This window comes from Nostoc sp., assembly GCF_036919815.1.
Taxonomy (GTDB): Bacteria; Cyanobacteriota; Cyanobacteriia; order Cyanobacteriales; family Nostocaceae; genus Nostoc.
In genome coordinates this window covers 38,052-50,261 of the sequence record NZ_JBALCE010000058.1, presented here as the reverse complement: position 1 = coordinate 50,261, position 12,210 = coordinate 38,052, and the positions used below count along the sequence as shown (strand labels likewise).

General features: G+C 42.2%; 12 protein-coding genes, 1 tRNA gene and 3 pseudogenes. 9 read left to right on the top strand and 7 right to left on the bottom strand.

What is annotated here, in order from left to right; all coding sequences use genetic code 11:
- Positions 1-57 precede the first annotated feature (57 nt).
- The 5 genes from V7K15_RS14115 to leuC form a co-directional block, all read right to left on the bottom strand.
- On the bottom strand, positions 58-1,233 hold the full coding sequence (locus V7K15_RS14115) for a sulfate ABC transporter substrate-binding protein (protein ID WP_442949673.1): 1,176 nt from the start codon (positions 1,231-1,233) through the stop codon (positions 58-60).
- A 119-nt stretch (positions 1,234-1,352) separates the two neighbouring features.
- Entirely contained in the window at positions 1,353-1,862 is a 510-nt protein-coding gene (locus V7K15_RS14110) for a hypothetical protein (RefSeq protein WP_334906113.1), read from the bottom strand.
- On the bottom strand, positions 1,823-2,176 hold the full coding sequence (locus V7K15_RS14105) for a DUF7380 domain-containing protein (RefSeq protein WP_334906112.1): 354 nt from the start codon (positions 2,174-2,176) through the stop codon (positions 1,823-1,825). Before V7K15_RS14105 ends, V7K15_RS14110 begins: the two co-directional genes overlap by 40 nt.
- Positions 2,177-2,216: 40 nt before the next feature.
- Positions 2,217-2,825 carry a 3-isopropylmalate dehydratase small subunit gene (gene leuD, locus V7K15_RS14100; protein WP_334906111.1) on the bottom strand — a complete coding sequence of 203 codons (609 nt, stop codon included), beginning with the start codon at positions 2,823-2,825 and terminating at the stop codon, positions 2,217-2,219.
- A gap of 88 nt (positions 2,826-2,913) precedes the next feature.
- Positions 2,914-4,317 (bottom strand): 3-isopropylmalate dehydratase large subunit, encoded by a 1,404-nt coding sequence (gene leuC / locus V7K15_RS14095; protein ID WP_334906110.1) that lies wholly within the window; start codon positions 4,315-4,317, stop codon positions 2,914-2,916.
- A 285-nt stretch (positions 4,318-4,602) separates the two neighbouring features.
- On the opposite strand from leuC, the gene V7K15_RS14090 reads away from it, so the two are divergent.
- The 3 genes and pseudogenes from V7K15_RS14090 to V7K15_RS14085 form a co-directional block, all read left to right on the top strand.
- A complete protein-coding gene (locus V7K15_RS14090; RefSeq protein ID WP_442949672.1) occupies positions 4,603-6,120 on the top strand; it encodes an nSTAND1 domain-containing NTPase in 1,518 nt (505 codons plus the stop codon).
- 12 nt (positions 6,121-6,132) lie between these two features.
- Positions 6,133-6,408 (top strand): annotated as a pseudogene (locus V7K15_RS29990) (hypothetical protein); the annotation flags it as partial.
- A gap of 6 nt (positions 6,409-6,414) precedes the next feature.
- Positions 6,415-6,906 (top strand): annotated as a pseudogene (locus tag V7K15_RS14085) (hypothetical protein); the annotation flags it as partial.
- Here V7K15_RS14085 and V7K15_RS14080 read toward each other — a convergent pair.
- Positions 6,882-7,049 carry a hypothetical protein gene (locus V7K15_RS14080; protein WP_334906109.1) on the bottom strand — a complete coding sequence of 56 codons (168 nt, stop codon included), beginning with the start codon at positions 7,047-7,049 and terminating at the stop codon, positions 6,882-6,884. The pseudogene V7K15_RS14085 and the gene V7K15_RS14080 overlap by 25 nt on opposite strands.
- Positions 7,050-7,086: 37 nt before the next feature.
- On the opposite strand from V7K15_RS14080, the gene V7K15_RS14075 reads away from it, so the two are divergent.
- Both V7K15_RS14075 and V7K15_RS14070 read left to right on the top strand, forming a co-directional pair.
- Positions 7,087-7,302 carry a hypothetical protein gene (locus V7K15_RS14075; protein WP_334906108.1) on the top strand — a complete coding sequence of 72 codons (216 nt, stop codon included), beginning with the start codon at positions 7,087-7,089 and terminating at the stop codon, positions 7,300-7,302.
- A 2-nt stretch (positions 7,303-7,304) separates the two neighbouring features.
- Complete coding sequence (locus tag V7K15_RS14070; RefSeq protein ID WP_334906107.1) at positions 7,305-7,541, top strand: hypothetical protein; 237 nt, start codon at positions 7,305-7,307, stop codon at positions 7,539-7,541.
- A 39-nt stretch (positions 7,542-7,580) separates the two neighbouring features.
- Here the strand turns inward: V7K15_RS14070 and V7K15_RS14065 are convergent.
- Positions 7,581-7,653, bottom strand: a tRNA-Val gene (locus V7K15_RS14065).
- A 111-nt stretch (positions 7,654-7,764) separates the two neighbouring features.
- On the opposite strand from V7K15_RS14065, the gene V7K15_RS14060 reads away from it, so the two are divergent.
- From V7K15_RS14060 to V7K15_RS14045, 4 genes and pseudogenes are all read left to right on the top strand, one after another.
- Entirely contained in the window at positions 7,765-8,352 is a 588-nt protein-coding gene (locus tag V7K15_RS14060; protein ID WP_334906106.1) for a metal-binding protein, read from the top strand.
- 42 nt (positions 8,353-8,394) lie between these two features.
- Positions 8,395-9,213 (top strand): nucleoside triphosphate pyrophosphohydrolase, encoded by an 819-nt coding sequence (gene mazG / locus V7K15_RS14055; RefSeq protein ID WP_334906105.1) that lies wholly within the window; start codon positions 8,395-8,397, stop codon positions 9,211-9,213.
- 369 nt (positions 9,214-9,582) lie between these two features.
- Entirely contained in the window at positions 9,583-10,890 is a 1,308-nt protein-coding gene (locus V7K15_RS14050; RefSeq protein ID WP_334906104.1) for a glutamate-5-semialdehyde dehydrogenase, read from the top strand.
- A 279-nt stretch (positions 10,891-11,169) separates the two neighbouring features.
- A pseudogene (locus tag V7K15_RS14045) lies at positions 11,170-12,123 on the top strand (L-lactate dehydrogenase); the annotation flags it as partial.
- Positions 12,124-12,210 lie beyond the last annotated feature (87 nt).

Here is a 12,210-nt window from a genome sequence, read left to right as displayed (position 1 = left end):
GGGTTGGGGGTGGGGTGTTAGGGACTTTTGCAAGAGGTCTATTGTAGAATGAAAATTCTAAGATTTTTTCGCTCGAATTTTGTCAAATATTGCACCTTCATCAAAGAATTTCTTTTGAATTTCGTCCCATCCTCCTAAATCTTCAGCTTTGAAGATAGTTTTAATTTTGGGAAATTTGCCTTCCACTTCTTTAGTAATAGTCAGATCAACGGGACGAAATCCTAATTTGGTAAACTCTCGTTGCGAGTCTGGGGTGTAAAGAAATTTGATAAATGCTTCCGCAACAGAACGAGTGCCGTGTTTATCGACATTTTTATCTACAACAGCAACAGGATTATCGATGGAGATATTAATATCAGGCACAACATATGAGATTTTTTTGCCATTTTGTACTGATAAAATCATCTCGTTTTCATAGTTGAGCAGAACATCACCTTTATTATCGTTGAAGAACAGTTCAGTGGCATTTCGAGCCGTTTTAGGCAACAAAGGTGCATTATTATAGACTTTGGAGGTAAAGTCTATTGCTTGATTTTCATTTTTGCCAGTTTTTGTCACAGAACCCCACAGAGTAAGGAAGTTCCAGCGAGCGCCGCCAGAGGTTCTAGGATCAGGTGTCACCACATTTACGCCATCTCGTGCCAAATCTGCCCAAGTTTTGATATTTTTGGGATTACCTTCACGAATAGCGATCGCATTTACAGATTTGGTAACAATTGCATTATTAGGCGCTTCTTTTTCCCAACCCGGTTGAATAAAACCTGCCTGAACAAGTTTATTAATATCAAGGGCAAGTGACAGGTGTACCACATCAGCTTCTTTACCGTCAATCACGGCCAGAGTCTGGGAACCTGATCCATCATAGCTTTGATTGAAAGTGACGTTTTGGTTGTGTTCTTTCTTCCACTGTTCGATAAATTTGGGAATGATCTGCTGGTATGCTGCACTAGTAACCGAGTACGAAACAAACGTTAGGGTTACATTACTCTGGGAAGCTGCGCCAGGATTACTAGTATTATCGATATTACGTGGAGAGCAGGCAGCCATCACGATACTCAAGCTAACTCCGACTAAGAATAGGGACGCAACACCCCACGAAGAATACTTGTACAACCAATTTCGTATTAGTTGGACGCGCCACTGTCTTGCAGCGTGTAAAGCTTTAACAATATAAGTCTGAACTAATTCAGTCAAATATATCCTTGATTTAAGAGTACGTTGCCCCTGGTTCATCAAATTTTTCCCCTGAATCTGCGGTAACTTGAGCAAGATGCTGTAGTTAAGGGGCATTATAAAACAGTGGTTAAGGATAAATAACTTTTTATTAACCTAAATTTAAACAAGTTATTGAATTACAAATCAGGAGAACTAGTTTTGGAAACTTCTGGACTGCGAATGATGATATGTCCCTTCTCACTTTCTTGAATAGCTAACACCGATGGTAGCTCGTCAGGTTTTGCATTTGGGGGCAATGCTCGAAACAAATAAATCCAGCCGCCACGTTCTAGGAGTAAGCGCCAGACTCTTGGCTGCTTTGGATTGCTGATATCATTATCTTCCCTGCCTCGCAAGTCGTCGAATAGACCTCGATGCCTCCGGCGGGCTACGCCAACGCCAATAATGCGGTAGCCTTTCAAAGACGGATCAGCAAATATATCATCAAGTTTGCGTCCCACAGCAAACTTTTCTTCCGGTGTAATTAACGCTACAACGGGCAAGGTGGAGTTTTGACCAGCGTCTCGTTGTGCATCTGCAATACCTTGCCAACGCGCTAACCAAAATATCACAATTAATACCCAGGATACTATTACTATTTCATTGACTAGCGATCGCAGAAATTCCACTGAACGGAAATTTCCCAATAGTTTCTAGCCCTACGCCAATCATTGTTTGATTCTGCTAGGGTTGCGGCTTTTTCAGCTAAAGCAGCGTATTTCGTCGGATTACCGAGTTTATATTCTTGCAAAAGCTCCATAAGCTTTGCTGATAACCACATCGGATCTTCTCCATTGCAGCGATCAAGAACTGTCTCTATATGTGAAACAACATCTTCAAATTTATGATTAATTTTGCGTGCTAGCCAAATTGCCCTTTCAATCCTTTTGAAACACCAACTCCACTTCTCAGGATCTTCTAATTCTGTGGCAGATTGTAAGTAGGCTGCGCATTGCGGCAATGGAGAGCATTCCCCGGCAGAGCCAGGGAACGAGAAAATATTAACTTGCGGCTAAATTGCCCCAACTCACATAAGGTAATTTGGCAGCCGTTGCCCGAACTTGATCAGCATTCGCCACCAACTGACCGCAAGCGTCCCAAGTTCCAGAAATAAATGTGCTTCTTGTACCTTCACCGATCGCAACTGAAGCGGTGTAATCACCAATTTGCACTTGCAAAGTTTCCAAATTCACTGTCACGACAGCTTGGGGATTGGCAGCGATTAACTCTTGCAGTTGTTTAACACTAACAGCATCGGCTGTCACACAAGGTATGCCCATTGCCACACAGTTACCAAAAAAGATTTCGGCGAAGCTTTCACCGATTAAAGCTTGGATTCCCCATTTTGCGATCGCTTGGGGTGCGTGTTCCCGTGATGAACCACAGCCAAAGTTACGGTTAACTATTAAAACCTTCGCGCCTTGATATTGGGATTGGTCAAAGGGATGTTCACCTTTAAGTGCTGTCCGGTCATCGATAAACGCCCCTTCGCCTAACCCATCAAAGGTAATGGCTTTCAAATATCGCGCGGGAATGATGCGATCGGTATCGATATCATTGCCTACTAAGGGTATACCATGCCCTGAAACTGTTTTAACTTCACTTACCATATATTTTGAAAACGAACCGCAAAGGACGCAAAGGACGCAAAGGAAAGAAAGAAAAGTTTAAGAGACAAGTCTCTGCCATCAGATGGGGTTACAGCAACTCGCGTACATCAGAGACTTCACCTTTAATTGCAGCAGTGGCGACCATTGCTGGACTCATTAGCAATGTGCGCCCGGAAGAGGAACCTTGTCTTCCTTTAAAGTTGCGGTTGGAGGAGGAGGCGCTGATTTGTCTTCCTTCTAGCTTATCGGGGTTCATGGCCAAGCACATGGAACATCCCGGTTCCCGCCACTCAAATCCAGCTTCCTGAAAGATTTTATCCAATCCTTCAGCTTCCGCCTCTTGCTTCACCCTTTCAGAACCAGGGACAACGAAAGCTTTGATTCCTTCTGCAACGTGGCGACCTTTAGCGATTTTCGCCGCTTCCCGTAAATCAGTAATCCTGCCGTTGGTGCAACTACCAATAAAGCAGACATCTATTTTGGTGCCCTTGATCGGTTGACCAGGATATAAATCCATGTAGCGGTAAGCTTCTTCAGCAATGAATCGGTCTTCTTCTAACAGTTCTTCTGGCTGAGGTACTGACTGGTTGACACCGATACCTTGACCGGGAGTAATTCCCCAGGTAACGGTAGGAGAAATTTCCGCAGCGTCGAAAACCACTAGATCATCGTAGTGGGCATCAGCATCACTCTTGATGGATTCCCACCAAACTACTGCTTGATCCCAATCTGCATCTTTGGGAGCAAAATCTCTACCTTTGAGGTAATCGTAGGTGACTTGATCGGGATTGACGTAGCCGCATCTAGCACCGCCTTCGATCGCCATATTGCAGACAGTCATCCTTTCTTCCATGTTCATTTGCTCAAATGTCGTACCTGCAAATTCGTAGCCATAGCCCACACCACCTTTCACGCCAAGGGTGCGGATGATATGTAAAATTACATCTTTGGCGTAAACTCCGGGGTTGAGAGTACCGTTAACTTCAATTTTGCGGACTTTCAACTTAGAAAGGGCGAGGGTTTGAGAAGCGAGAATATCCCGGACTTGACTAGTACCAATCCCAAATGCGATCGCACCAAATGCCCCATGACTTGATGTGTGACTATCTCCACAAGCGATCGTCATTCCTGGTTGAGTCAGCCCAAGTTCTGGAGCGATGACATGAACTATACCTTGACTGCCAGAACCGATGTTGTAAAAAGTTATGTTATTTTCTTGACAGTTATGTTCGAGTGCCTGGATCATTTCTTCTGCCAAGCGATCGGCAAAGGGACGCGCCTGGTTTTCTGTCGGTACAATATGATCGACTGTGGCAACAGTACGCTCTGGAAACAGTACTTTTAAACCCCTCTCGCGTAACATCGCAAAGGCTTGGGGACTGGTGACTTCATGAATTAGGTGAAGCCCGATAAATAGTTGCGTCAGCCCTGAGGGAAGTGTACCAACGGTGTGTAAGTCCCAAACTTTATCAAACAGGGTACCTTTGCTCATACGTCAATCAATATTTAAAGAATCCGGCCTTAAATAGTATCAAAAAAGAGTCGAAGTTTTTGCAGATACTTAATATTAGTTACATCTTATTTCTCTGTGCCCTCTGCGTCTCTGTGGTTTTATTCTTTCTTAAGGAACCGCAGAGACCCAAAGAGAAGAGAGGTAATTCTGTAGTGGGAAGGGAGTAAAAAAGTTTATCCTTTTAATCAAGGATATCTAGGACAATACGAGCCTCGTGTAGACGCGGTTTCTAACCGCCCTTTTAACCATAGATTTACGTCACTTATGACAGACTCGCAACCACCAGAAAATGACTATGTAAACAGCGAGCGCTACGACGGGCTACGCCGGAACTCTGTGACACAATTAGCTTGGGCGATTGAGTCCTCTGTGGGACAGTTTAAGCTGATTTTGGCACGGTGTAATTATGCTAGAGAGCGCGATCGCTTAATCTCCAAATTGCAGGAAATTTGTCAAGTCGAAATTCGTGTTTTGGCGGTGCAGCAATCTCACAGGACTCTTTATACTGCGATTCAGTCAGAATTTGGCGAAGAAAAACCAGCCTGTGTGATGGTTGTGGGTTTGGAATCAGTGCAGAATTTGTCTGTGATGTTAACTTCTGCTAATCAGGTGCGGGAAGAGTTTCGCAAGAATTTTCCTTTTCCATTGGTGTTGTGGATTAACGATGAAATCTATAAGCAACTAATACAGTTTGCGCCTGATTTAGAGAGTTGGGCGACGACAAGGAATTTTGCGATCGCAACTGTTGAATTAATTGATTTTCTCCAACAAACAGCAGCGCACTTCTTTAATAATCATTTAAATATTAATTTAGAAATTTGTCCTGAAATCAAATCAGCATGGCAAGATTTACAATCCTCTGGACAAATTTTAGAAGGGGAATTAAAAGCAAATTGCCTGTTTTTGTTAGGATTAGTTGAAAATTTTCATAAAAACTTAGATTCGGCAATTGAATATTATCATCAAAGCTTAGTTTTTTGGCGGTCAACTAATAATTTAGAGCGACAAGGTGAAAGACTGAGACATATTACGATCAGTTATTACGACAAAGCTAGAAAATCTCAATTTTTCTTTGTTTACACCGAACCTGCACAAAGGAAGCAATTCTTTGAGTTTTTGGGAGAGTGTCTGAATGTTCTATCGGTGAAAGTTATCTTATCGCTGCGGGTGGATTACATTCATTACTTGCTAGAGTGCAATGATTTGCCCAGCCTGAAGATTATTGGCAATGACATTCTCAGTAATAATGTGCTTTACAAGTTGGGGAATTTCTCGCCTGCTGATGCCAAGTTAATTATTCAGCGTTTAACAGAGAATGCTAATTTCCACTTAGAACCTGCTTTAGTTGAAGAAATGGTGCTGGATTTAGCCGGAGAATTGGGTGAAGTTCGTCCCATTGAGTTGCAGGTTGTGGGGGCGCAACTGCAAACAGAGAATATTACAACTCTGGCAGAATATCAGCAGCGTGGCACTAAAGACGAATTGGTTAAGCGTTATTTGGATGAAGTTGTTAATGATTGCGGTGAAGAAAATCACCAAGCAGCAGATATATTACTGTATTTGCTGACCGATGACAAAGGAACTCGCCCGTTAAAAACTCGCGCTGAGTTGGAACGCGATTTGATCCCGTACTTGTCGCAGATCCCGCCAACCCCCCTTAAAAAGGGGGGCTTAGTTTCTTTAACCCCCTTTTTAAGGGGGTCGCCGCAGGCGGGGGGATCAAAAACCCCCTTTTTAAGGCGATCGCCGCAGGCGGGGGGATCAGAAGCTAGGGCGGAATAAGCTTCTGAAATCAGTAAATTAGATTTAGTGTTAGAAATTGTTGTCCAATCGGGCTTGGTGGTTTTGCTACCAGAAAACCCGGCTGACCGTTATCAACTGGTACATGACTACATCGCCGCTTTTATCCGTCAGCAACAGGAACCGAAGTTAAAACAGGTAATGGCGGAACTGGAAAAAGAACGAGAACAAAGAAAACTGAGTGACGCGAAACTAAATAACTTTCTCAAACGCGCCCTTTTTGGTTCAGTTGCAGCCGGATTAGTATTAGCTGGACTCACATTTACAGCCTGGGATTTAATAGATTACATTCCTTTAGCAACTGCAATTTCAACCGAAAAAGCAAGATCAGAGTTTTTAATTGCCCCAATCCTCGCAGAGGTCAGACGATTATTAAATAATCAAATCTCCCTGTTTTCTGGGAATGAGTTTAATGTTGATGCAACTCAAGGCTTGCAAGGTTTTTGCGATTACATTATCAGCAATTCTCAAGAGCAATTATTTCTTTCTGCTCCGGTAATGTTTATTTTTGAGGCGAAAAAAGAAGATATTATCGGCGGTCTTGGTCAATGTGTAGCGGCAATGATTGCAGCGCAGTTGTTCAATCAAAATCAAGGCAATGAAGTTGGGCGGATTTATGGCTCAGTTACTAGTGGAACTAACTGGAAGTTTTTATTTTTATAAGAAACGACTGTTTATATAGATTCGACTGAGTACTATATTAAAGAAGTTGATAAAATTTTGGGTATTTTATTGCAACCTTTTCAGCCTATTTTAACTGCTGTTTGAATATATAGCGGGCGATCGCCTGTAACCTCCGATAATCTTTTTCCCAAGTGGACTATCTTACTGGTGCGTTGGCGCAGCCCGCCGTAGGTCTTACCCTGAGCCTGTCGTTGGCGTAGCCTCTCGTAGAGAAGGGCATCGCTCATAATGGATCAAGCCCGATAAATATAATAGAGGTTAAAGATGCTAAATGCGGTTGAGTTTCAAGCAAAGATTCAAAATGGTATAATTCAGATTCCTGATGAGTACAAACAAGAACTTGGTGAAGGAGATGATATTAAAGTAATCGTTTTGGTGACGAAAAAATCATCTAAAAAAAGAGACATAATTGATGAATTAACAGAAAATCCTGTTCAAGTGGATGGTGTATTCAGCCGTGAGGAAATTTATAACCGATAATTATGAGTTCTGGTACATCTTTTATTGATACGAATGTTTGGCTTTATCGTTTATTTGACGATAACAAGATGGAGGTTACAGAAAGAACAAGAAAGCGTAATATTGCTATTGCAATTACAGAACCTGAAGGAATCATCATTAGTACACAGGTTGTGAATGAGGTTGTTGCCAATTTGCTGAAGAAAGCAGCCTTTAACGAAGGTCAATTAGAGATTATGAATCCATTTAAAAAAGGCTAGAAACAGCATCTAAGCTGTCTCTAGCCTTAATTTACTTAATGGGCAGTACCAGACTCGAACTGATGACGTCCTGCTTGTAAGGCAGGCGCTCTACCAACTGAGCTAACCGCCCAATCCTTAACTAATATAGCAAAACATTTCACATTGCGCTAGTAGTTTTAAGAAAATCTTTTTTTCTCTTATACTGACTCAGTATTCAGTTACTCAGCACTTAGGATTTAGGATGCCCTCTGGTCGGACGCACGATCGCATTACTATGTATACTCTGCCGTTCGTGGCGGGCGTTACTTTCTGGCAAACTCACAGTAGCAATGCGACTTTGTTGGTTGCAGGCGGGTTTCTTTTTGGTGGGCTGATGTTTGGCCCCGATTTGGATATTTACTCTGTGCAATTTCAACGCTGGGGTTTCTTGCGCTGGATTTGGCTACCTTATCAAAAAAGTCTCCGTCATCGTTCTTTTTTATCCCACGGGCCGATTATTGGCACGATTTTGCGGATACTTTATCTGGGATGTTTGCTGGCTATTTTGGCAATTTTCGTTTTGACGATCGCCCAAAAGCTGGGGAATCTGAGTTTTACTTGGCAGGATTTGGGGGGAACTGTCTGGCGATCGCTTGTGGATTACGATACTGAATATATCGCTTTGTTTTTGGGCTTAGAACTCGGTGCGATGAGTCATTCTCTGTGCGATTGGGGCGGTTCGGCATACAAGCGGTTTCAAAAACAGGGGGTTCGGGGGTTGCTTCCTAGTGGCAAAATTAAGAAACGGAAAGTGAGAAGGAGTGGTAGTCGGCCGAAGACTAAGAATTAAACGCAAAGGAACGCTGAGGGAAGCGCGGAGGGACGCTGAGGTATGGAAAATCAAGATGAGAGTTTGGTGGCTTTGCAGGAATTGATTGAGGTGGTGGCGAAGTTGCGATCGCCTGATGGTGGTTGTCCTTGGGATTTGGCGCAAACTGCCGAAACGCTGACGCCTTATGTGATTGAGGAAGCTTATGAGGTGGTGGACGCAATTAAGGGTGGGAATAAAGAAGCGATCGCTGAGGAGTTGGGAGATTTACTATTACAAGTGGTGCTGCAAGCCCAAATCGCTAGCGAATCTGGACAATTTTCTCTCAAAGAAATAACTCAGGGGATTTCCCAAAAGTTGATTCGCCGTCATCCCCATGTGTTTGGTGATGTATCGGTGGCAAGTGTGGATGAGGTGCGGCAAAATTGGGAACAAATTAAAGCTGCGGAAAAAGGTGAAGTATCTCCAGATGCACAAAAACTTAGTGCTAAACTCGCTCGTTATGGGCGTACTCTTCCCCCACTGACGGCGGCGATGAAGATTTCTCAAAAGGCGGCGGCGATCGGCTTTGAATGGGAAAATATTCAGGGCGTCTGGGATAAGTTTTATGAGGAGTTGGGGGAGTTTCAACAGGCTTTGGCTGAGGAAACACCAGAACGACAAGAAGCAGAATTAGGCGATTTACTATTTGCAGTTATTCAGCTAGCCCGTTGGCATAATCTTGACCCTAGCACCGCTTTGCAAGGCACAAATCAGCGATTCGTGCAACGTTTAGAAAAAATGGAGGCAGCTGTTGACCGTCCCCTTTCTGATTACAGTTTGGATGAGTTAGAAAATCTCTGGCAACAGGCAAAAGCCCAACTTGCTAAAGAAGGCTCATAAGTCAATAGATGCCGCGATCGCTAGGGAAATTTCGTAAAAGTTCAAATAATAGCAGTATAAATTATTTACTTAAAGAAAAGACTAGAGAAACATAAATTACTATGTCTCTCTAGTCTGGTTAACGCATAAATCATATTTAAGATTTGGGAAAATGCCTGTAATAATACTTAAAATACTTTTATTACTGTGAATTGACTACCTTTAATTTGCCTGTATTCGATAATCACAGAATAAATGTTTTGAACCCAGTCTTGCTTCACCCGATCAGAGTAATTGTTGATTACCCAGATGGTTCACCCGATTGGAGGAAGACGATAACCAATGATCAACTCACATTGATAAGATGACGAAAAGGTAAAGATTTGTACTATGACTATTCTTGATATTGCTTCTCCCCTAATTACGATCGCAGGACAAACCCGCCAAGCTGCAAGTAAGCTAGCGCTTCTCTCCACTGAGGCAAAAAATCAAGCACTTGTTGCGATCGCCCAAGCTTTAGAATCAGCTAAAGATAAAATTTTACAAGCAAATGTTGCTGATTGTGAAGCTGCTACTTCCGAAGGAATTCCCAAACCACTTTATAAACGCTTGCAATTAGATGAACATAAATTAAGAGATGCGATTGCTGGGGTACGAGATGTTGGTAAGCTAGCTGATCCAGTGGGTAAAATACAGATTCACCGCGAACTTGATAGTGGCTTAATTCTCAAGCGGATTACTTGTCCTTTAGGCGTTTTGGGGATTATTTTTGAAGCCCGTCCAGAAGCGGCGATTCAAATTGTTTCTTTGGCGATCAAATCGGGAAATGGTGTAATTCTCAAATGCGGAAAGGAAGCTGTGCGTTCTTGTGAAGCGATCGTTAAGGCAATTAAACAAGGATTATCTCATACTGCTGTTAACCCTGATGCGGTACAATTGCTAACAACTAGAGAAGAAACTCTGGAACTTTTGAAGTTAGATAAATATGTAGATTTAATTATTCCTAGAGGTTCTAATTCCTTTGTTAGGTTTGTGCAGGAAAATACACGCATTCCGGTACTAGGTCACGCCGAAGGTATCTGTCATCTTTATATAGATAAAACCGCCGATATTTCTAAAGCAGTTCCGATTACCGTCGATGCCAAAGCGCAATATCCTGCTGTTTGTAATGCCATTGAAACTTTGTTAGTTCACCAATCAATTGCTACAGAGTTTTTACCAAAAGTTGCTGAGGCTTTGCAAGAACGCCATGTGGAATTAAGAGGTGATAAACGCACCTTAGAAACTTTACCTAACATCAAAACGGCAACAGCAACAGACTGGGAAACAGAATACAGCGATTTTATTTTGTCGATAAAGATTGTAGACTCTATAGAAGATGCGATCGCACATATTAACGAATACGGTTCTCGTCATACCGATGCGATTATCTCTGAAGATTTAATATCTGTTGAAACTTTCTTTGGACTGGTAAATTCAGCCAATATATTCCACAATTGTTCTACCCGATTTGCTGATGGTTTCCGCTATGGTTTCGGTGCAGAAGTAGGAATTAGTACACAACAAATGCCTCCCCGCGGCCCCGTTGGGTTAGAAGGATTAGTCACATACAAATATCAAATGACTGGCGATGGTCATATTGTAGCTAGTTACACCGGGGCGAATGCTAAAGCTTTTACTCATCAGGATTTGGTGTAAAGTATTCTCACATATAGGACTCATGTCTGATTTCTGAACAAGATTTCAAATGAAACCCCGATCAAACAGGCTTTTAAGTCTCAGGATGTTTTCAAAAATCAAATCTGAGTCCTATAGTAGGTTATGGAAGCACCTTTTTCAACGTGTCAAACTTACGTTTATTTAGTTACAAGTGACTTGATTGCTGTTTTCAATCTAAAATCCAAAATTGCTTGACTCGAAAGGGTTAGTTGTGGAGTTAACATTAACCTATTGGGCTAGTTACAAAAAAGTAGATTTGGCATGAGTAGCAAAACATCTAAGGTCGGTATTATTGGTGCGGGGAATGTGGGTGCAGACGTAGCAAATGCTTTAGTGCTACTCCGTAAATGTGTAACAGTCGTCCTTTTTGATCGAACTTTATCAAAAGCTGAGGGGCAAGCATGGGATATTGAAGACAGCATTCCCCTACTTCAAGAAATGGAGATTATACCATCAAATCAGTATGAAGATTTAGCGGATTCTGATATCATTGTCGTGACTGTTGGGGTGCAGCAAAAACAAGGACAGACCCGATTAGATACCTTGAGCGACAATGCAGAGATTATGCGTTCGACGATGAAAGAATTGGATCGAGTTGCACCGAATTCAATCGTACTTATCGTTAGCAATCCAGTGGATGTACTAACGCGGATTGCGATCGCCAGTTCCACTAGAGCAAAAAACCTAATTTTCGGTTCGGGAACCGTTCTTGATACTGCTAGACTGAGATATCAACTTGGTAAGCGACTGAATGTTGCTCTTCGGGACGTTCATATTTATGTGATTGGAGAGCATGGAGACAGTGAATTTATCATTTGGTCTAGTGCATTTATTGGAGGAATTGCGTTAACTGAATTTTTCATTCCACAAGGAGCAACACTGGAACAAATTCAGCAAGAGTACGCAGAGTTAACCCGTAACCGAGGCTATAACATTTTTGAACGTAAAGGAAATACTAGCTATGGCATATCAACAGTAGTTTCTCAGTTAGTTGATACCATCTTGCGAGATGAAAAGCAGATATTTCCAGTCTCAGTGAGAGCAGATTCTAAGTATGGAGTTGACAGTAATATTGTTCTTGGACTTCCATGTATTATTAGCTCAATAGGTATTGAGCGCCAACTAGTGTTACCAAGAAATGCTCATGAACAACGCTTATTAGAAGAGTCAGCCACCAAACTGAATGAAGCCTACAATTCTTTGCATAATTGAAATCAACTCATATAGTCTATTTAAAAATGCCCTTTTTTGAATATGTATAAGGGCTTGCAGGATGACAAAAAGGTCTAGGATGAAGAT